This window comes from Roseomonas sp. TF40, assembly GCF_057219975.1.
The window spans coordinates 17,177-37,890 of the sequence record NZ_JBXVVR010000014.1; the positions used below are offsets into that span (position 1 = coordinate 17,177).

A 20,714-nucleotide genomic window follows, 5' to 3' on the forward strand; every position below is an offset into this window, starting at 1 on the left:
AACCGCCCCGGGTTTGTCGGGGGCTCCCACTCCGGAGAGGGCGGAGCGATGGCGGACAAGACGACGAACAAGTTCTCGACTGAGGTTCGAGCGCGGACATGCGGATGGTGCCGGAGCATGAGGCGCAGCACCTGTCGCGCTGGGCGGCGATCCTGTCGGTCGTGGCCAAGATCGGCTTTACGGGTCTGACGATCGTCCAGGCCACCTGTCACTCGCCTGCGGCCCGTCGTCGCGATCAAGCGACGCTGCCGGCTCGTGCCAGGCGTGATGCTGTTAATGCTGAGGTCGATTCCCTCAGAAGTGCTGGCTGAGAACTCGTCAGTTTGGCTCCGTTGCGGCTGTGGGCGCCGCGATGCGTGTCTCGGGTGGTCGCCTGCGTCTGCGGGGCTGCGGGTCGGATGGGTACCAACGACGCTGGGCAATGGTGTCCGGCAGCAGGTCGGCGTGGCGACGGAGGCGATAGCTGGTGCCTTTGATGCGCCCGACGACGGCGTGGTGGAGGTGGCTGTCGAGCAGCGCGGTGCCGTTGAGTGAAGGGACGCTCACAAACGGCAGAAGCAAGGTCCTGCGCCTCAGACCGCAGCCTCGCGCAGGGTACGCACAAGATTGGCCCGGGTTCTGCTGCCGAAGCGCGCCGACAAGCGTCTCGTACGGAAGACCCTGGGCGCACCGGCCATGCGCCCGACAAAGGCCAGACGGCCAGCATCCCAGGCGGCTTGGGACAAATGCCCGAACTCGCGACGCAGCCGTCCGGTATTGGCGGCGAACTCACCCGGCCGCTCGCCAAGCGGGGACAGGTCGAGGTCCAGCAGCCAGGCACGCGCCAGCCGCGCCCGGCCGGAGGTTCCACGGAGCTTTCCCTCGTCGAGGTGATCAGCGGTCGCCAGGATCGTCATCTCGACCCACCGCTGCTGCGGCGCCGCGAGACGGCGGGCGCATCGCCGCCACAGCAGGGCGGAGGCGGCCTCATTGTCGTTGCGGCGCCCATCATAGCTTGCGTCGTGAAAGGCGATAGCGCAGGCGATCAGGCGGTCCCAAGGCGGCCGGACAAGGAAGCTGCCCGCGCCGAGCCTGCGGTGACGTCGCCAGAGCAGCGCGACATGTGCCGGCCCGTGGTAATGCCGCCCCCGCGCGGCCAGGCGGAAATGCAGGGCCCGTCGCGCCGCGGCGGCGATGGGCAATTGCGCAAGCAGGGCGGCGAAGCCGGCGGGCGCTCCCTTCATGCTTCCAGCCTGTCGATGACCGCATTGGCCGCGCCGACATGCAGGGCGAGTTGCCGCGCCACCAGCGCCATCAGGTGCCAGGCTTGGCCGGGCGCCTCCGTTCGCCAACGCGCCACAGCGGCGGCGTCGAGCCGCAGGCACACGACATCGCCCCGCGCTGACGCGTCGGCGCTGCGCCGCGACTGGCCCAGCAGTGCGGATTCGCCAAAGATCACCCCCGGTGCGAGGACCGCGAGGCGCGTCGCTGGCCGCCCTTCGCCGGTGGGCAGGCTGATCAGCACCTGGCCTGACAACAGCAGATAGGCCGCATCGGCGGCTTCGCCCTGGCGCAGGATGAAGGCGCCGGCGGTAAAGCGCTGCTCGATGCACAGCGCCAGCAGCGCGCCAACCGCCGAGGGCGGCATGCCAAGCGCGACCAGCATCTCCCGCGAGGAGCGCGGCGCCGGCTCCTGCAATGTCTGCGAATCGGCCAGGAGCAGTTCCTCCGCCACCTCGACCGCCGCGGGCATGTCCGCCTGCGCGGCGCCCGGGGGCAGCCGCGCGTAGAGGCCGAGCGCATCCAGTTCCGCCCTGGCACGGCTCTGCCCATGCAGCGGCGCCAGGAGGACGCGGCCAGGCGCGACCCGGCAGACCTCGATCAGCCGCCGCCCACCCGACAGGTCGATCCGGGTCACGCGCGTCAGGTCGAGGATCAACACGCCGGCCCCGGCGGCGCATTCCAACTCGGCCTGCACCAGCACACGCTCGGCGCTGCCGAAGAAGATCGCGCCTTCGAGTTCCAGCAGCGCGATCGCCTCCCCGGCCTGGCGCAGCGCACGCTCCTGCTCAGGCGGGCGGCGGATGCGCGAACGTCCGATCGGGTTGCGCGTCACCCGCCGGATGGAGGAGGTCGCCATGGAGGCCGTGAAGATCAGGATCGACAGCAGCACGCCCACGCCCACCGCCGCGACCAGGCCGAAGATCAGCGCGGCCCCCGCCACTGACAGCACCACCAGCGCATCGCCGGCCCGGCGTGCCCGGCCGAGGCCGCTTCGCCAGGGCGAGGCCGGCACCTGCACCAGCCGCAACACCGCGCCCACCAGCACGCCGGACAGGGCGGCGAAGGGCAAGGCGGCCACGGCCTGCCCCGCCAGCAGCAGCGTGGCGCCGGCAATGGCCGCGCGCGTCAGCATGGCGAGCCGCCCTCGCCCGCCCCAGCGCCAGCAGGCCATGCTGTGGGAAACCAGCGCCGCGGCCGGCACCCCGCCCACCGCACCCCCGGCCATCATGCCGAGCCCGGCGGCGGTCAGGTCCCGGCCGGGCTCGGCACGTTGGCCGGAGGCCTCGCGCAGCGCGTTGCCAGCCACCAGCACCTCCAGGGAGCCGAGCACCGCAAGCGACAGGGCCGCCGGCAGCAGCAGGCCCCAAAGCGCAGGGGACCAAGGCGTGGCGGGCAATCCGGCATCCCAGGCCAGGGCAAGGCCCTGAAGCAGTTGCTCCGGCCCCGGCACCACGCCGACCAGGGGGCCCAGCGCCACGGATGCCGCATCCAACCCGTGATGCAGCGCCCCGGCCACCGCCAGCGCCACCAGCGGCGCAGGCAGGCGCGGGACGGGCCGCAGCATCAGCAGCACGGCGACACCCGCCACCAGGACCGAGCCGGCCCGCGCCTGCTCCAGCGAGACTGGCTGCCCTGGCGCGTGGCCCAGCATCAGCGGGACCTGGCCGACCAGGACCAGCAGAACCGTGGCATTGGCGATGCCCATGGTGACCGGGGTCGGCGCCAGGACCGCAAGACGGGCAAAGCCCACCCGGCCCAGCAGCAGCATGATCGCCCCGCCCAAGACTGCCAGCAGCATGGCAAGCGCGATGCCTTGCCCCAAGGGCAGCGGCCCCATGCCGTGCAGCAACGCCGCTGTCACCAGCGCCGTGGCTGCCGTCGTCGTGCCGATCAGGGGCCGGCTGCTGCCGAGCCAGGCCACCACGAGGCCTGCCAGGGCGGAGGCCGTCAACGCGGCCGCCATGCCGAAGGCCGCCCCAGCCGGGCCGAGGGCGGCGAAGGCCATCATGCCGTGGGTCAGCGTCTGCGCCGCGGCAAGAATGCCCGCATTGGTGCCGGCGCCGAACTCGCGCCCGACGCCCTTCATCGCAGATCGACCAGCCTGCCCTGGCCGGCGCCGCGCAACCGGCCCGCGTGGAACAGCGCCAGGGAATCGGCCGGCGCCGCGGCCAAGGCGGCCAGTGCCGCGGCATTATCGGCACCAAGCAGGGCGAAGGCCTCCAGATAGGCCCGATTGGCCGGCTGGGCGAAGCGATCCGGTGTGAGGGGTTCGTAGCACGCCACCGGCTGGGCACAGCCGCGCAGCAGGAGATCGCCCACAGGCCGGCCCTGGAAACCGGCGATCGCGCCCGCCGTAGCTCCGGAAACCAGCAGCCTGGTGCCGAGCGCCTTGTTCGCCGCTTCCAGCCGGGCGGCGATGTTCACGGTCTCGCCATAGGCCGTGTAGTCGAAATGTCGTCCCCCGCCGAAATCGCCGACCAGCGCCGGACCGCTGTTCAACCCGATGCGGGTCACGCCCAGCGCCATGCCCTCCGCCGCGCGCTGCATCCGGAATGATTCGGCGAAGGCGTCGAGCGCAAGCGCACAGGATACCGCGCGGGCGGGGTGGTCGGGCTGATCATCGGGCGCGCCGAACAACAGCAGCATGGCGTCGCCCATCACCTTGGCCACCGTGCCGCCATGGGCGAAGACGATGTCGGTCATGCCCATGAAGTAGCCGTTGAGGAGGCTGACCAACTCCGCCGCTTCCAGCGTCTCGACCAGCGCCGTGAAGCCCGCGATATCGGTAAAGCCGGCCGTCAGCTCTCGGCGCTGGCCGCCAAGTTCCGCCGCCCGCGACGAATCCGCCAGACGGCGCGCCAGATTCGGCGAGAAGTAGCGGGCCAGCGTCGCCTGGGCGCGCTCGGCGGCAAGGCGCTGCGCCTGCGCCGCGCGGCGCCCGGCCACATGCCGCAAGGTCTTGGCGAGCGTGGCTTGAAGATCGGCCAAATCAATGGGCTTGGTGAGGAAGTCGAAGGCGCCCCGATTCATGGCGGTGCGGATGTTGGCCATGTCGCCATAGGCCGAGACGATCACGGTCGCCGGCGGGTCGGCCATCTCCTGCAGCCGGGCCAACAGGGTCAGCCCATCCATCCGCGGCATGTTGATGTCGGCCAGCACGACCAGGGTCTCGCTCGCCTGCGCCAGCCGCTCCAGCGCCTCCACACCGTCCCGGGCGAAATGGAAGGCGAGCTCACCCTCGCGCCGCTCGCGGCGGAACTTCTGCAGAATCAGTGCCGCGAGGTCGGGTTCGTCATCGACCACCAGGACGAGGTTCGTCATCGCGCGGCCCAGGCTTCCAGGCGCCGGTCGATCTCCGCGCGCAACTGCGCGAAGTCGATCGGCTTGGCGATCAACCCCGCCGCACCGGCGGCGGCGGCATGAGCGCGCGTGGCCGCGTCGTCATAGGCCGTAATCATCACCACCGGCAGATCAGGCCGCAGCGACTGGGCGCGTTCCAGCAGGTCGAAGCCGCTCATGCCCGGCATATTCACATCCGACAGCAGCAGGATGATGTCGCGCCCGGCGCTGGCGGCGATCTGCCCCAGCGCCTGCGGTCCGGAGGTCGCGAATTCCATGGCAAAGCGGCCCTGGCGCAGATCGCGACGGAATTGCTGGCGGAACAGCGCCGCGATGTCGGGCTCGTCATCCACCACCAACACCAGCACGCTCACGCCGCCCGCTCCTGCACCGGGGGATGGGGGTGGGCCGCGCGCGGCAGCGTGATGGTGAACTCGGTCCAGGAGCCGGGCTCGGTCGCGACCGCGATGCGTCCGCCATGCTGTTGCACCACGATGTCGTGCGACAGGGAAAGCCCGAGCCCGGTGCCCTGGCCGGGCGGCTTGGTGGTGAAGAAGGGCTCGAAGATGTGGCTGCGCACGGCCTCGGGGATGCCCGTGCCATTGTCGCGCACCACCACCGCCACCTCGCCCGGCTTGGCCTGGGTTGTCACAAGCAGATGCGGCTCGAAGCCCGGTGCCGATTTCTGGTGCACGGCGTGGAAGGCGTTGCCGAAGAGGTTGAGCAGCACGCGGGTGAATTCCTGCGGATAGACATCGAGCTCACCCACCGCCGGGTCGAGCCGCCTTTCGATGGTGACGTTGAAGCCGGGCCGCTCGGCCCGCGCGCCATGCCAGGCCAGGGCCAGCGTCTCCTCCAGCAACGCGTTCACATCCACCCGCCGCCGCTCGCTCTTTCCCTCCCGCGAATGGGCCAGCATGTTGCGCACGATGCTGTCAGCGCGCTTGCCATGCGCGGTCACCTTGGAGAGGTTGTCCTCCAGCATGGCGCACAGTTCCTCGACTTCCGCGCGCAGCGCAGGATCCAGCGCGACGCCCGCCATCGCGGCGCGCAGTTCGGCCAGCAGTTCCACGGACAGTTCAGAGAAGTTATTCACGAAGTTCAGCGGGTTCTTGATCTCATGCGCGATGCCGGCGGTGAGCTGGCCGAGCGAGGCGAGCTTCTCGGTCTGCACCAGCCGGTCCTGCGCGGTGCGCAGATCCTCCAGCGACTGCGCCAATTCGCGCGTGCGGTCCGCCACCTTCGCTTCCAGCGTCTCCTGCGCCTCCTGGATGCGGCCGGCCATCTCGTTGAAGCGCAGCGCCAGCGTGCCGATCTCATCGCCCGTGGTGACCGCGATGCGCTGGTCGAGGTCACCCTGGCCGAGCCGCTCCGCGCCCGCCTGCAGGGCGCGGATCGGCCCGGTCAGACGCCGCGCCAGCACCACGCCGGCGAACAGCGCCAGCACCACGCAGAGGACAAGCAAAGCCAGGGTCTGGTAGAGCGCGGCATAGACCGGTGCCAGCGCCTCGGCCGTGGGCTGCTCGACGAAGACGATCCATCCCAGGCGTGGGATGGTCGCGTGCGCCGAAAGCACTGATTGGCCGCCCGGCGCGCGTGCCGTGCTCACCCGTTCACCCGTGCCGGCCATCGCACCCGCCACCTGCGGCAGGGCCGAGAGATCGGTCTCGCGCAACACCAGACTCATGTCGGGATGCGCGATCAGTCGGCCGGCGGTGTCCGTGACGAAGGCATAGCCGGTGCCGCCCACGCGGATGCCGGTGATGACCTCCCAGATCAGCTTGAGGTTGACCTCGCTGATCGTCGCCCCCGGATTGCGCCCGGCATGCGCCATGGCCAGCGACATGTAGGGCTCCGAGCCGCGGCGGAAGGTGACGGGGCCGTACCAGACCCGGTTGTCGCGCACTCCTTGGAAGCGCGGATCGGCGGTGAGATCGAGCCCGCTGTCCAACGCATCCGGTTCGAGACGCGACAGGCGCAGCCTTTCGCGTCCGGCGCTGTCCACATAGAGCACCTCGGTGATGGCCGGCGCCTGGCGCAGCAGGCGGATGAAGTCGTAGCGACGCTGCTCCATCGGCACGCGCGCCCAATCCGCGCGGGTGGTCCAGCCGATCTGCTGTTCGATCTCGGCGATGAATTGCGCCACACGTTCGGCCGCGGCATCGGCCTTCTCCTGCTCGACGCGCACGGCGGCGGCGGTGGCCTCGCGATAGGCGAAATACATCGAGATGCTGCCATTGACGACGAGCACGCCCGCAACCAGGCCGAGGAAGGCAAGCGCCAGGCGCTGGGCGAGGGAGAGGCTGCGCGTCATTCGATCACGAGATCCGCCCGCGCGAGGAGCGAGGTCGGCACGTCTAGGCCCAGCGCGGCGGCGGTGCGCTGGTTGAGCGTGAGCTCGAACACGCTCGGGCGCTCGATCGGCAGGTCCTCGGGCGCGGTGCCGCGCAGGATGCGGTCCGCGAAATGGGCGAAGCGGCGGTAGGATTCGGCAAGGCGCGGCCCATAGGCAATCAGCGCGCCGGCCTCGGCGAAGGCGCGCCAGCCGCCGATCAGCGGCATGCGCCGCGCCAGCGCGAAGGCCGCGATGTCGGCGCGGTTCTGCAGCACGAAACCATCGGTGAAGACCAGCAGCGCCTCTGCCTCGATCGCGCGGAAGGCGGCGTCCAGCTCCGCGCGGCTGCGCGTGTGGTGCAGCGTGACCGCGATGCCCAGGCGATCGGCCATGCGCTGCGTCTGCTCGCGCTCCAGCATCTCGCCCTGATGGTCGGGATTGGCGATCACCGCCACGCGCTTCAGGCCGGGCCGCAGCTCATGCAGCAACTCCATCCGCTTCGCGTTCAACTCGGCCGAGAGCAGGGTCAGGCCGGTGAAGCCCGGGGGCGGGCGGTTGAGGCTCGGGGCAATGCCGGCAGCCACCGGATCGCTGCTGAGCACGAAGACCACGGGCACGGGGGGGCGGGCGCGCACCACCACCGGCACGGCCGCCCCCTGCACCAGCAGGAGCTGCACCGGCAGCCGGACCAGTTCGGCCATCAGCGCGGGCACACGGCCGAGGTCGTCATCGCCGAAGCGGGTCTCCAGGGTCAGGTTGCGGCCCTCGACCAGCCCTGCCTCGGCCAGACCCGCCCGCAGTGCCGGCAGGAAGGGTTCCATGCTGGCCGCGCGCTGCGCGGTCAGCAGGCCGATGCGGGCGGGCGGGCGCGTGGGTTGGGCCGCGGCGGGGGCCGCGGCGAGCAGAATGGGTGCTGCGATCAGACTTCGTCTGAGCATGGCGTTCACTCCAGCACGAGATCGGCGCGGGCGAGAATGGGGATGGGCACGGTCAGGCCGATGCGCGCCGCGACGCCCAGATGGATCACCGTCTCGCTGCGCTCGGGCGCCTCGATCGGGATTTCGCCCGGCGGCACGCCGCGCAGCACCAGGGCCAGGTGGTGCGCCACGCGCTGATAGATCGCACCGAAAGAGGGGCCGTGCGAAAGCAGGCAGCCCGCCTCTACCATCATCGCCCAGAGGCAGATGGTGGCGATGCCGGCGGCGCGCGCGGCCGGTGCCAGGCTGCCGATGTCGTTCAGCGCCTCGGGCGTGCCTGCCAGCACCACGGCGCCGATGCCTTGCGCGCGCATGGCGGCCAGGGAAGCGGGGAATTCGCTGGCCGAGGCGATCTCGAACACGTCGAGCCGCTTGCCCGAACGCGTGGCGGCCAGGCGCATCGCCGCCTCCCTCTCTGCCCGCCCGGCCGTGCCGCGATAGAACAGCGCGGCAATGGCCGTGGCCTCGGGGGTCAGTTCGGCGGCAAGTTCGGCACGCTTCAGCTCGGATTCCACGGTGTTGAGCGCGACCCCCGTGGCATTGCTGCCGGGCCGCGCCATGGGCGTGCCGGCCAGCAGGCGGAAATCGGCGCCATGCATGATGATGGGGATGCGGCTGGTGGCCGCGCGCGCGGCCTCGATGGCCGGGGCGCTGACGGCGATGATGGCATCGGGCGCGGCCGCGACCAGGGCGCGCGCGGCATCCGGCTGGCCGCGGGCGGGTGCCACGTGCAGATCCAGGCTGAGCGTCTCGCCCTCGCGCCAGCCACGCCGGGCGAGTTCGGGCAGCAGGTGCGCGCGCAGCAAGGAAGCGGCGCGATCCGTCAACACCAGCGCGCCAAGGCGCCGGGCCGGGCGCTGCGCCAGGGCCGGCGCGGCGAACAGCGGGGTCGCCAGAAGGGCGCGGCGGTTCATTCGATCACCTCATCGGCGCGGGCCAGCAGCAGGTCCGAGAAATCACGCCCCAGGGCTCGTGCGGCAGGCCGGTTGATGAAGAACTCGAAGCGCGTCGGCAGTTGCACCGGCAGGTCCCCGGGATTCTCGCCCCGCAGGATCCGATCCACATAGCTGGCGGCGCGGCGGAACAGGTCCAGCGGCTCGAACCCATAGGACATCAGCCCGCCCGATTCCACGAAAGGCCGGAAGGGGTAGATGGCGGGCATGCGCGAAGCCTCCACGGCCGCGATCAGTCGCGTGCGCGCCAGCAGGTTGAGCGCGGTAGGCAGCGCGATCAGCCCCGCGGCGCCGCCCTTCGCGAAGGCACTGATCTGGGCTTCCACGGGTTCCTCCGGCAGGCGGAACTCCAGCGTCTGCGCCGTCAGCCCCAGCGTCGGCGCGTGCGACAGCACATGCGCCGCCAGCCCGGCGAAGCCTCGAAAGGCGGAATCGCCCACCACCGCGATGCGCCGCAGCCCGGGGTCGAATTCCCGCAGCAGGTCCAGCCATTTGGCGCCAAGTTCCGGCTCATAGGTGGCAAAGCCCGTCACATTGCCGCCCGGCCGGGCCATGGAACGCACGAATCCGGCGCCAACCGGGTCCACGACCACGACGAAGACCACCGGAATGGCGCGGTTGTGGCGGGCCAGGGCGGCCAATTGGGGCGTACCGTTCGAGACAATGACGTCCGGCGCCAGTGCCACCAGTTCGCGCGCATGAGCCTCGGCGCGGGCGATGTCGCCGGCCCCCCAGCGACTCTCGATCTGGATGTTGCGCCCTTCCACCCAGCCCAGGGCGCGCAGCCCCTCGCGCAGCGCCGTGGCGCGACCGATGGCGTCCGGGTCGCCCTCGGCGCTGGAGACGATGATGGCGATGCGCCGCAGGCGGGCTTGCGCCACGGCCAGGGAGGGCAAGGCCAGCGACGGCAGGGCGAGCAGGGGCAAGGCGCGGCGGGCGATCAATCCAGCACCTCCTTCGCGTCGGCCAGCAACGGGGGCGGCACGCACAGGCCAGGATCCGCCAAGACGTTGAGGTTCGGTATCGGTTCCCTGCACATTGGCAGTACGACGGGCAGCTCGGTCCGCTGCACGCCGCGCAGGATGCAGTCCACAGAGGTGACGCCGAAGGAGGCCATTCCGGCGATCATTGGCGAGAACACGATACGTGCCTCGAAGCCGAGCCGCTCCGCCTGGGCCAGGACATCGGAGCGGTGCGGCCATGGATGGGATGACCGGCGTTTTCGAGCCGCGCGACGGCGCGGCGCCCCTCGGGCAGCAATTCGCGCAGCATCGCGAGCCTTTCGCGCCAAAGCAGCTTCGCAGTCTTGGCTGCGCCGGTCAGGTTGCCGCCTGGCCGTGCCCGCGAGGCGACGAGTTCGGCCGCCAGCGCGGCGCCGCGCCTGCGCACGGGCAGTTGCGGGGGCGGCCGGGGTGGCGGCAGACAGGATGCGCCGCGCGATCACTCGATCACCTCCTGTGCCGAGGCCAGCACCAGAGGCGGCACCTCCACGCCGATCTCGCGCGCGGTGCGGAGGTTGACCACCGTCTCGAAGCGCTCGGGCTGGAACATCGGGATCTCGCCGGGCGGCTGGCCGCGCAGGATGCGCGCGACATGGCGCGCCACCTGGCGACGCAGCTCCTCATTCACCGGGCCGTGGCTGAGCAGGCAGCCGGCCTCGGCCATGGACTTCCACTCGCAGATCGTGGCCAGCCCGGCCTCCCGCGCCAGCCCCGCCAAGGTCGCCGCGTGGGTCGAGAAGCCGGGGAAGGAGGCGATGACCAGCGCTTCCACCCCGGCCGCCCGCAGGGCGGCGAAGGCAGGACCGAAGCTCGCTGGCCCGCCGGCACTCACCGGCACCAGGTCCACCCCCATGCGCTCTGCTGCCGCCACCATCGCCGGCACCCGCGCAGGCACGAAGGTGGCCCCGGCGAGGAAGCCGATGCGCCGGGCCCGCGGCATGGCGAGGCGCAACAACTCGAGCCGCTTGAGGTCCAGCTCCTCGGCCAGCATCACAACACCGGTGACGCTGCCGCCGGGCCGCGCGAGGCTCGCCGCCAGCCCATCGGTCACCGGGTCGGTACCGGCGAAGCCCATGACGATGGGCAATTGCGCGTCCCGCTGGCGGATCGCGTGCGCGGCGGGGTTCGAGACCGCGATCACCACATCCGGGCGGTCCGCGACGATCTCCGCCGCCAGCGAAGCGAGGCGTGCGGCATCGCCATCCGAGGAACGGGCGATCAGCGCCAGCGTGCGGCCCTCCACGAAGCCCTCCCGTGCCAGTTCGGGCAGGCCCCATTGGCGGAACTGGTCGATCGAAATCTGCCCGGAGGAGAGCAGACCCAGCCGGGCGACGCGGCCCTGCGCCCGTGCCGGCATGGCCAGCGGCAGTGCGAGGAGAAAACGCCGCTTCACTCGATGACCTCGTCGGCGCGGTCGAGCACGGCGGGCGCGATCTCCACGCCCAGCGCCCGCAGCGCGCGCTGGTCGATCACCAGCTCGAAATCCGTGGGGTTCTCGACCGGCAGGAAGTTGATCGGTGTGCCGTTCGCCGCCCGCACCACCTGTCGCGCGGCGCGGCGGAAACCCTCGCTGATGTCGGGGCCGTAGCTCATCAGCGCGCCGCCCGTCAGGTAGCGCTTGTTCGACATCATCATCGGCATGCGGTGGCGCAACGCGACCTCGCCGAGCCGGAAGCGGTTGGTGATGGTGGAGACGTCGGAGACCACGAAGAGCGCCGCCACCCCCTCGCGCTTCAGCGCCGCGAAGGCCGCATCAAGCCCCTCGGGAACGGCGATGCCCTGGAACACCAGCTCGATGCCCAGCGCCGCCTGGGCACGCGCGGCTTCCTCGATCTGGATCTGCGACGGGTAGTAGAGGTTGAAGATCACGGCGAATTTGTCGGCCCGGGGGAAGGCGTCACGCATCAGCTGCACGCGCTTGGCCGAGAGCTCGCCAGCATGGAAGGATTGGCCCGTGACGTTGGCCTCCGGCCGGCTGAGGCTGTGCACCAACCCATCCTGGATCGCATCGCGCGTCGCGCCGAAGACGATCGGGATGGTCGTGGTCGCGGCGCGGGCGGCCAGCACGCCGCCGCGCGTGGAGGCGACAATGGCATCCACCCGCGCCGCCACGAACTCGCGCATGACCTCGCTGAGGTCGTGGTCCGGGCGCAGCTGGTGGCGATAGTCGATGGCGAGGTTGCGGCCCAGCACATAGCCATTCTCGCGCATGCCCTGCTCGAACTTCTCCTCGAAGAGGGTGCGCTCGGGCCCGTTCACGATGTAGCCGATGCGCAGGGGCCGTTGGCCCTGCGCGAAGGCGACGGGCGCCGGCATCGCGGCCAGCATCAGCGCCGCGGCTACGCGACGCCTGGGCAGGCCGGATCTCGTCACCTTGTCCCCGGCGGGACAGAAACGAAGTCGATCGGCCTTCATGCGGAATGCCCCCCTGCCGTCCCGCCGCGCCGTCGGCAGCGTAGCCCGCGCGGTGTCATCGGCCGGTCCCGATGGGCGCAGCTGGCATCGGGGAAGCGCCCAGGGGTCGCGGCAGGCGGGTCGTCATCGGCATGGATCCTGCGCTTGAGTGGAACACCTTGCCACGCAGGATGCCATCACCAGCCGTGCGAGGATGTGCTATTTCGCACATCGCTTGGCGGCGGCTTCGCAGAGGCTCGGCAGGCACAGGAGACGAGGCGATGGCAGCGCGCAACCAAGGCGACACGGGCCGGGCCGTTGTGCCGGATCCGAGCGGGCGCGCTTCCCGCAGCCTTACGGCACTGCCTTTCTTCGACGGCCTCCCGCCCGAGGTCGCGCAGCGCTATGCGGCACGGGCGCAGTGGCTAAACGCGGAGCCCGACCAGTTGCTGCTGGACTTCGACGACCCTTCCGATGACGTCTTCTTCGTCCATACCGGCACCGTGCGGGTGGCGCTGCGCACCGCCGGTGGGCGAGAGCTGATCCTGGATGACATCCACGCCGGGCACTTCTTCGGCGAGATGGCGGCGGTGGACGGCGCGCCGCGCTCTGCCAGTGTCGTTGCTCTGCATCGCAGCCTGATCTGCCGCATGTCCGGCCCGGCGTTCATGGCTCTGCTGGCAGAGGTCCCGGCGCTCGGGCGACGGCTGATGCAGGTGCTCGTGCATCGCGTGCGAGAGATCAACGGCCGCATGCTGGAACTGACAACGCTCGACATCCGCCACCGCCTCTACGCCGAATTGCTGCGTGCCGCGGGTCCCGCCCAGGCCGGGGGCGCGAGGCTGATCTCCCCGCCGCCGGTGCAGCAGATCATCGCAAACCGCATCGGCGCACGGCGCGAGGCCGTCTCACGCGAAGTGGCGAGGCTTCTGCGTGCGGGCGTTCTCGCACGCGGACGCGGGGCGCTCATCATCCGCCAGCCCGCGATGCTCGAGCAGGCGCTGGCAGAGGTGAACGCCGATTGACGCCGCTCAATTCGCCGGCGGGAGACGGGAAGAATGATGGTCGGCGATGCGCCACACGCCATCAGCGCCGCGAACCAGTGTCATCGAGAAGCGCGACGGCTCCAGCTGTTCCGACCCATCGAAGCGGATACGAACGAAAGTGTAATGGCCAGAGGCAATCGCTGTGTCGGGCGTCATCTGGCGGAGAGTATGCTCGCCAAAGCGCACATCAAGTTCGGCCGCGCCGGGGCGGACACGACCGAAATACTCGGCGATGGCGCCCTGCCCCACCGTCTGCGTTCGGCTGACGCTGCCCCACAGCCTGGCATCGCTCGTATAGAGCTGCGCGGCGACCGGACCCTCATTGGTGGCATAGGCGACGGCCCAGGCCTGCAGGGCGGCAGCAGGACTCTCCTGCGCCGCAGCGGGCAGCATCGGCAGGAAGGCCGTGAGCATCGCGCAACGCAGGCACCTCGGTACGGCCGTCGCAAGCTTGCGGGCCGAAGCATGAAGGATGACTGTTCGCAGGGCATTCATGATTGTGTTTCCACCGCTCCGGCCGACCGGGAAGGTCAGCCTTCGAGCGCAACATTCGCCCCCGGCAGCGCGCCCTGCTGTGCGAAATGGCACCACATCGCAAGGCTCAGGGAGTCCCGCCCAGGTCGGAAGATGAGTCGGAAGATGAGTCTGACCTGCCCCTGCCTGATGCCTCGATCCGGGTAAGAGTCCGTCCCCGGCAGGAGATGGACGATGAGGAAGCGCAGATGTTTGGTGTACTGCGGAAGCAGGAGGCCGGTGCGACGACGGAGGATGTCTGTCGCCGGCACGGCGTCGGCCAGCAGACGTTCTACCGTTGAAAATCGAAGTCCGGCGGCATGGAGGTATCGGACGCGCAGAAGCTGAAGGCGCTGGAGGACGAGAACCGGCGTCTGAAGAAGCTGCTGGCGGAATCGGCGCTGGCTATCTCAGCGTTGAAGGAGCTGCCGGGAAAAAACTGATACCCAGCGCACAAAGGGCTGACTCTCTGGTGTTGAGCCGACGCGGGCGGTCGTGATTCATCGGCGGGCATGGCTTCGTGGACCGCACGCTGCCCTGGGGCAGCTGACGCCGCAGGAATTCGCTGCCAAGGCGGCCCGGAAGGGCTGCTCGTGAAGCCCGGACGCTTTCCCCTCGGGCCAACCAGTTTCGGGTCCACGGTCAAGGCCAGGGGGGATCCCGCACGAACACGATCGGGAAGCCGGCGCGGCTGCGAACGCGTTCGACGCGGGGAATCACGAGGTGGCCGCGGCGTGCCCTGTCTTGTGGTGACCGTGCCGCCGGCGACGCGCAGCGGCGCGAACAGTCGCTATTGCGGTTCGATCCGGGCGTCCCGGACCACGCGCGTCCACTTGGCGAGGTCGCGTGCGATCTCCTGACCAAAGGCGGTCGGCGCCTCCGGCGGGAAGGCCTGGATGAAAGTCTGCGCAAGGCGCCGCGCGACGGCGGGATCGGACATCACGCGCCGCAGCGCCTCGACCCACCAGGTCACGATCTCGGGCGGCGTGCCGGCCGGCGCGAGCATCGCCGTCCAGGACAGCGCCTCGATGCCGGCGAGTTCCGGCACGCCGCTCTCCGCCAGGCCCGGCACTTCCGGCACCAGTTCGGAGCGCTGCGGCTGGATCAGCGACAGCGCGCGCACCGTGCCGCCGCGCGCCTGCGGCACGGCCGAGGCGAAGCCGTCGATCATCAGGTTGACGCGCCCCGCGGCAAGGTCGGTCAGCGCCTGCGCGCTGCCGCGATAGGGCACGGATTCGATCTTCGTCCCGAGCGAGAGCCCGAGCAGTTCCATCGCCAGGTGGCTCATCGTGCCGAGGCCCGGATTGGCCGCGGTGAAGCGGCCCGGGGGTGCGGCGCGCAGCACCGCCGCGGCCTCCGCCATGGTGCGCGCCGGGAAGTCCGGCGCGACGACCAGCACGAAGCCGTTGCGCGCGAAGACGCCGATCGGCGCCAGGTCGCGGATCGGGTCGTAGGGCAGGTTGCGCGTCAGCGGCGGGTTGACGACCAGCGGCGACTGCGTGGTGCAGAGCAGCGTGTAGCCATCGGGCCGCGCGCCCGTCACCGCCTGCACGCCGAGCGCGCCCGACGCACCGGCGCGGTTCTCCACCACCACCGTCACGCCCTGGCGTTGCTGCAATTCCTCGGCCACCAGCCGGGCGAGGATGTCGCTGGTGTTGCCCGGCGGGAAGGGCACGACGACGCGCACGGCGCGCGACGGATAGGCCTGCGCGAAGGCGGGCGTCGCCAGCGAGGCAGCGGCCGCACCCAGCAGCGCGCGGCGAGGTAGGCGCATCGAGGTCATGTCGTTTCTCCCGGTTTCAGGCGGCGGCCATCGCGTCGAGGCGGCGGCGGAACATCGGCCCCCAGCCCCCGGCGCGCAGCATCTCGATCAGATGGGGGGCGAGCGGGGCGAAGCTTGCTTCGACGCCGCGCGTGAGGTTGCGGATGCGCGCGGCGACGAAATCCACCTCGATCCCGTCCTCGTTCTCGAACATCGCGCGCACACCGGGGCAGCGCGGCAGCACCGGCAGCCCGGCGGCGAGCGCGTTGCGGAAGGAGCCGATCGGGATGCTCTCCGCCACCAGGCCCACGCCGCAGCCCTTCAGCCCGATCATCCCCTGGATATGCGCGTTGCCCTGCGCGAAGCGCCGACCGCCGACGACGATGTCGCCAGGGCGCGCGCGCTTCGGGAAATCCGGATCGAGGCCGGCGAAGACGTGGTCCTTCAGCACCTCCGGCCGCGTCTCGCGCTTCAGCGCCCATTCCAGTGCCATCAGGTCGCCGTCGATCGCGACGTTGTCGGGATAGACCCAGGCGCGGCCGCGCATGATCAGGTCCATCACGCGGCCTCCGATCGGTGAAGCGCGCGCAGCGCACGGGAGCGTGAATCGGCGGCCATCAAGCAGCCTCCTTCCAGCCGGCGTCCCGCAGCAGCGGGCGCGGATCGGCGATGGCGCCGGCAATGGCGGAGGCCGCGACGGTGGCCGGCCCCGCGATGTGCAGCACCGCCTCATGCGCGCCGAGCCGGCCCGGCTCGTTGCGCGTGCCGGTGCCGATGGAGCGCTCGCCCGCCGCGACGCCGCCGATCCGCCCGCCCGCGCAGACCCCGCAGCCCGGGGCGGTGACCATGGCGCCGGCGCGCATGAAGACCTCGATCAGCCCCTCGGCCGCGGCGTCGGCGGCGACCTGCTGCGTCGCCGGCGTCACGATGAAGCGCACGCCGGGCGCGACCTGGCGCCCGCGCAGCACGCTCGCCGCCACGCGAAGATCGTCCAGCATGCCTGACGCGCAGGAGCCGATGAAGGCGTGCTCGATCGGGCGTCCCGCGACCTCGGTCACGTCCACGACGTTGTCGGGCGTCGGCGGCAGCGCGACCTGCGGCGCGAGCGAGGCGAGGTCGAGCGTCACGCGCGCGCGATACGCCGCATCGGCATCCGGCAGCGCCGGGTGCATCGGCCGGCGCGACCGCGCGCGGACGTAGTCCAGGCATCGCGCATCCGGCTCCACGACGGACGACACGGCGCCGAGCTCGACCGGCGTGTTGCACAGCGTGTGCCGCGCATCCATGGGCAGCGCCGCCAGGCCCGGCCCGCCATATTCGACGACCGCATCCTCGAACAGGGCGGCGTCGTGCGAGCCGATCAGCTTCTGCGCGGCATCGCGCGCGAAGACGCCGAAGGGCAATTGGCCCGTGATGTCGACACGCAATGTCTCCGGCACGGCGAGCCACGCGGAACCACAGGCCAGCACTTCGGGAATCTCAGTCAGCACCGCGATGCCGAGCGCGCCGACCGAGCCGAAATTCGTGACATGCGGGTCGTAGGCGAAGACGAACATGCCGGGGACGACGATGCCTTCCTCGACCGGGAAGACATGGCCGAGGCCGCCGCGGCCGGGCTCGCGATGCGCGACGCCGAAGCGCGACGCGATGCCGCGGATCGCCTGCTGTCGCGCGAAGGCCTGGGGCGAGACGGCGAGCGGCTCGTGGTCCGTCACCAGCAGCACGCGCGACGCATCGTGCAGCCGGGTCACGCCGAACTCCTCCAGCGTGCGGAAGGCGTTCACGGTGTACCAGTCATGCACCGTGACCAGCTCGGCCTCCGGCATCACGATCTCGCCCGCCACGACCCGGCGGCCGCAGATGCGCGAAAGAATCTTCTCGGCGATGGTCTGTCCGCCCGTCACTCCGCGGCTCCCCTCCTGTCCATGCGGTGGCCCATGGCGGCGGAGATCTCCGCCGCCGCGGCGCGCAGCGCGTCGGCCACGCGCCTCTCCCGCGCCTTGTCGAAGCGAACCGTCGGCACGCCGACCGACACGCCCGCGCAGGGCGCGCCGGATGCATCGAAGACCGGCAGGCCCATCGCGACGATGCCGGGCACCATCTCCTCTCGGCTGTAGGCGATGCCGCCACGCGCAACCGCGTCCAGCTCGCGCCGCAGCGCCGCGGGGTCGGTGACGGAATGCGGCGTCACCCGGCACAACGCGCCGGAGGCCAGCCAGGCCTCGCGTTCCGCCTGCGGTGCGAAGGCCATCAGCGCCTTGCCGCCGGCCGACGCATTGACCGGCCCGCGCTGGCCGAGCTGCTGGGAATAGAGGATCGGCTGGTCGCAATTCTCCTTGCAGACCACCACCACCTCCGTGCCCTGGCGCAGCACCAGCGCGGCCGATTCGCCGGTGCGCAGCATCAGCGACGCCACGATCGGCTGCGCGATGCGCGCGACATCCGTCCGCCGCAGCAGGGTGCCGGCCAGCGTCAGCAGCGCGGGGCCCAGCCGGTAGCGCTCCGCCTCCACCGCGACATAGCCGCGCGCCTCCAGCGTCGCGAGCAGCTCCGTCAGGCTGGATTTCGGCATGGCCAGGGCGCGCGCGATCTCGCCATGCGCCAGGGGCTGCGGCTGGGCGGCCAGCAGTTCCAGGACATCCAGGGCGCGCGTCGCGGATTTGACCGGGGCTGGCGGCATGCTTGCTTTTCCGAACGTTGTTCGTCATATCGAACATCGCGCCCGACGGCAAGAAGCCCGTCCGTGCCTGCGCCGAGGAGAGTCGATGGCCGCGACCAGTCCCGCCGCGCGTCTCGCCGCGCTGATGCGCGCCGCGCAGCACCGCCCGGTGCTGGCGCCCGGCGTGTGGGACGGGTTGTCGGCGCGGCTTGCGGTCCATGCGGGGGCGGCAGCGCTGCATGCCTCGGGCGGCGCGATCGCGCGCGCGGCCGGGCAGCCCGATCTCGGCCTTCTGGACCTGTCGCAGATGTCGGCGCGAATCGCGGAAATCGTGGAGGGCGCGGGCGACGCGCCGGTGATCGCGGACGCCGATACCGGCCATGGCGGGCTGCTGAATGTCGCGCAGACCGTGCGCCGCTTCGCCCGGATCGGCGTTGCCGCGCTGCACCTGGAGGACCAGCCCTTCCCCAAGCGCTGTGGCCTGCTGGACGGCGTGCAGGTCGTCCCCCGCGACGAGATGCTGGCGAGGCTGCGCGCCGCGCGCGAGGCCCGCCCGGAAGGCGGCCCGCTGCTGATCGCGCGCACCGACGCGCTGAAGGCCGAGGGCGAGGAGGCCGCGCTGTCGCGCATGCAGGCCTATCTCGCCGCCGGCGCCGACATCGCCTTCGTCGAGGGGCTCGAGGACGCACATGCCATCCGCCGCATGGCGGAGCGCCTGGCCCCGGCGCCGCTGCTGTTCAACGCGAGCATGGCCGCGCGCGGCCTGCCGATGGCACTGGACGAGTTCGCCGCCATCGGCGTGCGGATCGTGATCTATCCCGGCGACGCGCAGCGCGCCGCCATCGCCGGCATGACACGCGCCTTCGCGACCCTGCTGGAGAGCGGCGACAGCCGCGCCATCGCGGGCGACCTCGCGCCCTCCGCGCTGCGCGACGGCATCGTCGGGACCGAGGCCGCGATGGCCACCGAAGCACGGTGGATGGCGGGATGAGCGCCGCGCCAACTACCCTCGCCGAGGCGCTCGCCGCGCTCGACGCCGGACGGACCACGCCGGCCGCGCTGCTCGACGGCTGCCTTTCCGTCGTCGCCGCGCGCAACGGCGCGCTGCACGCCGTCCATCACCTCGACGAGGCCGGTGCGCGCCGCGCGGCGGAGGCGCCGCGGCGCGGCCCGCTCGGCGGCATTCCCTGGGGCATCAAGGACAACGCCGACGTCGCCGGCCTGCCCGCGACGACGAATTCGCGCCTGCGCGCCGGGCGTGTCGCGACGGCCGATGCGCCGATCGTGACGCGGGCGCGCAAGGCCGGTGCCGTGCTGATCGGGAAGCTGGCGACCTGGGAATACGGCACCGGTACCGGCGCCGAGCATTTCGACCTGCCCTTCCCGCCCGCGCGCAATCCCTGGGACAGCGCGCGCTTCACCGGCGGGTCCTCCACCGGCGCGGGCGTCGCGGTCGCGACAGGCATGGCGCTGTTCGCCGTCGGCTCCGACACCACGGGATCGGTGCGCCTGCCCGCGGCCGCCACGGGCTGCTGCGGCGTGGTGATGACGCCCGGCATCCTGCCGCTGGACGGCTTCCTGCCCAACACCTTCTCGATGGACCGTCCCGGCCCGATCGCCTGGACCGCCGAGGACGCCGCCATGGTCTGCGACGCGCTGGCCGGCACGCAGCTGCGTGAGGCCGGCCAGGCCGGCGCGAAGGGCCTGCGCGTCGGCGTGCTCCGCGATCCCGGCCCGGGCTTCCCTGCCCCCGACGCCGAGCTCGCCGCCGCGCTCGAGGACGGGCTGACCGTGCTGTCCCGCCTCGGCGCCGAGCTTCGCGACATCGCCCTGCCCTGGCCGGCCGCCACCTGCCTCGACGCCGCGCGGCTGATCGGCGCCGCAGAATCCGCCGCGATCCATGAAAAGGAATTGCGCGAGAGCCCCGACCTCATGGGCGCCGCGCTGCGCGACAAGCTGCTCGCGGGCATCGGCGTGCGCGCCGTCGACTATCTCGCGGCCCAGCGTTTCCGGCGCGCCTTCACTGAGGCGATGCAGGCGCTATGGCAGGACCACGACGTGATCCTTTCCCTCGGCGCGCTGCACGTCCCGCCGCGGCTCGGCGTCGAGCCGGAATCGACGGCCTACACCAGCGAGACCATGCTCACCCCCGCGAGCCTCGCCGGCCTGCCCGCGCTGGTGCAATGCAACGGCTTCACCCCCGCCGGCCTGCCGCTGCACTGGCATGCCATGGCGCGCGCGGGCGGCGAGGCCGCGCTGTTCCGCCTCGGCATGGCCTATGAGGCCGGGACGCCCTGGCGCGACCGGAGGCCGGCATGATCCGCGATCGTGATGCGCAGCGCGCCACCGAACTGGCGGCCGCGATGAAAGCCGCCGGCGCGCGCCTGCCGCGCGACTGGCCCAAGGAACTCCGCCCGGCGAACCCGGCACCGGAGCGACAGACCAACAAGGGAGAGCTTGGGGATGAATGAC

The 20,714-nt window shown here is 71.4% G+C and carries 20 protein-coding genes and 2 pseudogenes; 6 read left to right on the forward strand and 16 right to left on the reverse strand.

Features of this window, described 5'->3' with window-relative positions; genetic code table 11:
- Positions 1–48 precede the first annotated feature (48 nt).
- Positions 49–194, forward strand: a pseudogene (locus AC2D9U_RS23970) (IS3 family transposase); the annotation flags it as partial.
- A 378-nt stretch (positions 195–572) separates the two neighbouring features.
- Here AC2D9U_RS23970 and AC2D9U_RS23975 read toward each other — a convergent pair.
- The 11 genes from AC2D9U_RS23975 to AC2D9U_RS24025 all read right to left on the reverse strand — a co-directional run bounded on the left by AC2D9U_RS23975 (position 573) and on the right by AC2D9U_RS24025 (position 12,184).
- Positions 573–1,223, reverse strand: a complete 651-nt coding sequence (locus AC2D9U_RS23975) for a hypothetical protein (RefSeq protein WP_484754102.1) — start codon at positions 1,221–1,223, stop codon at positions 573–575.
- Positions 1,220–3,349, reverse strand: coding sequence for a SulP family inorganic anion transporter (locus tag AC2D9U_RS23980; RefSeq protein WP_484754104.1), 2,130 nt, complete (start codon positions 3,347–3,349; stop codon positions 1,220–1,222). Before AC2D9U_RS23980 ends, AC2D9U_RS23975 begins: the two co-directional genes overlap by 4 nt.
- A complete protein-coding gene (locus AC2D9U_RS23985; protein WP_484754106.1) occupies positions 3,346–4,584 on the reverse strand; it encodes an adenylate/guanylate cyclase domain-containing protein in 1,239 nt (412 codons plus the stop codon). The genes AC2D9U_RS23980 and AC2D9U_RS23985 overlap by 4 nt, the downstream gene beginning before the upstream one ends.
- On the reverse strand, positions 4,581–4,976 hold the full coding sequence (locus AC2D9U_RS23990; RefSeq protein WP_484754108.1) for a response regulator: 396 nt from the start codon (positions 4,974–4,976) through the stop codon (positions 4,581–4,583). Before AC2D9U_RS23990 ends, AC2D9U_RS23985 begins: the two co-directional genes overlap by 4 nt.
- Entirely contained in the window at positions 4,973–6,916 is a 1,944-nt protein-coding gene (locus AC2D9U_RS23995; RefSeq protein ID WP_484754110.1) for a sensor histidine kinase, read from the reverse strand. Before AC2D9U_RS23995 ends, AC2D9U_RS23990 begins: the two co-directional genes overlap by 4 nt.
- Positions 6,913–7,875 (reverse strand): ABC transporter substrate-binding protein, encoded by a 963-nt coding sequence (locus tag AC2D9U_RS24000; RefSeq protein ID WP_484754112.1) that lies wholly within the window; start codon positions 7,873–7,875, stop codon positions 6,913–6,915. The genes AC2D9U_RS23995 and AC2D9U_RS24000 overlap by 4 nt, the downstream gene beginning before the upstream one ends.
- Before the next feature lie 5 nt (positions 7,876–7,880).
- A complete protein-coding gene (locus tag AC2D9U_RS24005; protein ID WP_484754114.1) occupies positions 7,881–8,828 on the reverse strand; it encodes an ABC transporter substrate binding protein in 948 nt (315 codons plus the stop codon).
- Complete coding sequence (locus tag AC2D9U_RS24010; RefSeq protein WP_484754116.1) at positions 8,825–9,811, reverse strand: ABC transporter substrate-binding protein; 987 nt, start codon at positions 9,809–9,811, stop codon at positions 8,825–8,827. Before AC2D9U_RS24010 ends, AC2D9U_RS24005 begins: the two co-directional genes overlap by 4 nt.
- The gene (locus AC2D9U_RS24015) at positions 9,808–9,984 is read right to left on the reverse strand and encodes a hypothetical protein (protein WP_484754118.1); all 177 of its coding nucleotides are present in this window, start codon (positions 9,982–9,984) and stop codon (positions 9,808–9,810) included. The genes AC2D9U_RS24010 and AC2D9U_RS24015 overlap by 4 nt, the downstream gene beginning before the upstream one ends.
- 323 nt (positions 9,985–10,307) lie before the next feature.
- Complete coding sequence (locus tag AC2D9U_RS24020) at positions 10,308–11,261, reverse strand: ABC transporter substrate-binding protein (RefSeq protein WP_484754120.1); 954 nt, start codon at positions 11,259–11,261, stop codon at positions 10,308–10,310.
- On the reverse strand, positions 11,258–12,184 hold the full coding sequence (locus AC2D9U_RS24025; RefSeq protein ID WP_484754122.1) for an ABC transporter substrate-binding protein: 927 nt from the start codon (positions 12,182–12,184) through the stop codon (positions 11,258–11,260). The genes AC2D9U_RS24020 and AC2D9U_RS24025 overlap by 4 nt, the downstream gene beginning before the upstream one ends.
- 359 nt (positions 12,185–12,543) lie before the next feature.
- Between AC2D9U_RS24025 and AC2D9U_RS24030 the strand changes: the two genes are divergently transcribed.
- Positions 12,544–13,287 (forward strand): Crp/Fnr family transcriptional regulator, encoded by a 744-nt coding sequence (locus AC2D9U_RS24030; RefSeq protein ID WP_484754125.1) that lies wholly within the window; start codon positions 12,544–12,546, stop codon positions 13,285–13,287.
- A 6-nt stretch (positions 13,288–13,293) separates the two neighbouring features.
- Here the strand turns inward: AC2D9U_RS24030 and AC2D9U_RS24035 are convergent, their stop codons facing one another.
- Positions 13,294–13,803 carry an SgcJ/EcaC family oxidoreductase gene (locus AC2D9U_RS24035; protein ID WP_484754127.1) on the reverse strand — a complete coding sequence of 170 codons (510 nt, stop codon included), beginning with the start codon at positions 13,801–13,803 and terminating at the stop codon, positions 13,294–13,296.
- Between the two features lie 206 nt (positions 13,804–14,009).
- Between AC2D9U_RS24035 and AC2D9U_RS24040 the strand changes: the two are divergent.
- Positions 14,010–14,258 (forward strand): annotated as a pseudogene (locus AC2D9U_RS24040) (transposase); the annotation flags it as partial.
- A gap of 353 nt (positions 14,259–14,611) precedes the next feature.
- Here AC2D9U_RS24040 and AC2D9U_RS24045 read toward each other — a convergent pair.
- Genes AC2D9U_RS24045 through AC2D9U_RS24060 form a run of 4 tightly spaced genes read right to left on the reverse strand, consistent with a single transcriptional unit; the run spans position 14,612 to position 18,263 of the window.
- Positions 14,612–15,604, reverse strand: coding sequence for a Bug family tripartite tricarboxylate transporter substrate binding protein (locus AC2D9U_RS24045; protein ID WP_484754129.1), 993 nt, complete (start codon positions 15,602–15,604; stop codon positions 14,612–14,614).
- 16 nt (positions 15,605–15,620) lie between these two features.
- The gene (locus tag AC2D9U_RS24050) at positions 15,621–16,142 is read right to left on the reverse strand and encodes a 3-isopropylmalate dehydratase small subunit (protein WP_484754131.1); all 522 of its coding nucleotides are present in this window, start codon (positions 16,140–16,142) and stop codon (positions 15,621–15,623) included.
- Between the two features lie 58 nt (positions 16,143–16,200).
- Entirely contained in the window at positions 16,201–17,487 is a 1,287-nt protein-coding gene (locus tag AC2D9U_RS24055; protein ID WP_484754133.1) for a 3-isopropylmalate dehydratase large subunit, read from the reverse strand.
- Complete coding sequence (locus tag AC2D9U_RS24060) at positions 17,484–18,263, reverse strand: IclR family transcriptional regulator (RefSeq protein ID WP_484754135.1); 780 nt, start codon at positions 18,261–18,263, stop codon at positions 17,484–17,486. Before AC2D9U_RS24060 ends, AC2D9U_RS24055 begins: the two co-directional genes overlap by 4 nt.
- An 85-nt stretch (positions 18,264–18,348) precedes the next feature.
- On the opposite strand from AC2D9U_RS24060, the gene AC2D9U_RS24065 reads away from it, so the two are divergent.
- Genes AC2D9U_RS24065 through AC2D9U_RS24075 form a run of 3 tightly spaced genes read left to right on the forward strand, consistent with a single transcriptional unit; the run spans position 18,349 to position 20,713 of the window.
- Complete coding sequence (locus tag AC2D9U_RS24065; protein ID WP_484754137.1) at positions 18,349–19,233, forward strand: isocitrate lyase/PEP mutase family protein; 885 nt, start codon at positions 18,349–18,351, stop codon at positions 19,231–19,233.
- Positions 19,230–20,561: an amidase gene (locus AC2D9U_RS24070; protein ID WP_484754139.1), complete on the forward strand. Its 1,332-nt coding sequence runs from the start codon at positions 19,230–19,232 to the stop codon at positions 20,559–20,561. Before AC2D9U_RS24065 ends, AC2D9U_RS24070 begins: the two co-directional genes overlap by 4 nt.
- Entirely contained in the window at positions 20,558–20,713 is a 156-nt protein-coding gene (locus AC2D9U_RS24075) for a hypothetical protein (protein ID WP_484754142.1), read from the forward strand. The genes AC2D9U_RS24070 and AC2D9U_RS24075 overlap by 4 nt, the downstream gene beginning before the upstream one ends.
- Position 20,714 lies beyond the last annotated feature (1 nt).